Origin of the sequence: Bradyrhizobium sp. NAS96.2, from assembly GCF_001908235.1 — a bacterium.
In the GTDB taxonomy this organism is placed as follows: domain Bacteria; phylum Pseudomonadota; class Alphaproteobacteria; order Rhizobiales; family Xanthobacteraceae; genus Bradyrhizobium.
Window position 1 is genome coordinate 1 of sequence record NZ_LGHK01000345.1, and the last position, 1,170, is coordinate 1,170.

Annotated in this window: 1 protein-coding gene; it reads left to right on the forward strand. The window is 70.2% G+C overall.

The window, feature by feature from the left end:
* Positions 1–1,170: SMC hinge domain-related protein (locus AC628_RS41095; RefSeq protein ID WP_502689841.1), on the forward strand; the 1,170-nt coding region annotated here is incomplete at both ends.

Consider the following 1,170-nt stretch of genomic DNA (forward strand, 5'->3'; position numbering starts at 1 on the left):
CGCCGCCGCCGGCCTGCAGCGCCTGACCAACGCGCGCGAGATGCTCGACCGCGAGGAGCAGCGCGCCAAGGAGCGCGTCGGCGAGCTCGATCGCCGCCTCACCCAGTTCGCCCAGGACATCGCGCGCGAGCAGCAGCAGACCTCCGATGCCGACATCGCGCTGCAACGACTCGACACCGAAGACGCCGAGCTGAAGGAAGAGATCAAGTCGCGCGTCGAGAAGCGCTCCGGCGTCGACGAGCGCGTCTCGGAGGCCGAAGAGATCCTGGCCGCGACCGAGCGGCAGTTCTCCGAGCTGACCACGCAACTTGCCGACCTCACCGCCAAGCGCAACCAGCTCGAGGCCGGCGTGCGCACCCATCGCGACCGGCTGGCGCGACTCGATCAGGAGATCGCCAACGTCCAGGCCGAGGAAACCAAGCTCGCGCAGGAGACCGGCAATCTCGGCGACATCGACGCGCTCGCCGCCGCCATGGAGATGGCGCAGCAGACGCTCGCCGAATCCGAGGCGGCCGTGCAGGAGAGCGAGGCGCATCACGCTGCCGCGCGGCAGACGCTGGAAGCCTCCCGCAATCCGCTCGTTGAGGCCGAGAAGCGCGTACAGCGGCTCGAGACCGAAGCCCGCACCATCTCCAAGCTCGTCACCAGCGAGACCAAGAATCTGTGGCCGCCGATCATCGACGGCATCACGGTCGCCAAGGGCTATGAAAAGGCGATCGGCGCCGTGCTCGGCGACGACCTCGATGCGCCCGTCGATTCCTCGGCGCCGATGCGCTGGACCAATGTCGGTGAAGCCGCGGGCGATCCGTCGCTGCCTGACGGTGTCGAGCGGCTGGCCGATCACGTCCAGGCGCCGCCGGAACTGGCGCGCCGTCTGGCCCAGATCGGCGTGGTGGCGAAGGAGCGCGGCGCCGCGCTGGTGTCGCAACTGAAGACCGGCCAGCGGCTGGTGTCGCTCGAAGGCGACGTCTGGCGCTGGGACGGCTTTGTCGCCGACGCGCATGCCCCGACCGGCGCCGCCCGCCGCCTCGCCGAACGCGCCCGCCTGGTCGATATCGAGCACGAGCTGGAACAGGCTCGCATCGATGCCGCCGCCAAGCGTCAGGCGCTGGAGACGGCTGAGGAAGAACTGCGCTCGGCGTCCGCCGCCGAGGGTGCCTCGCGCGAAGC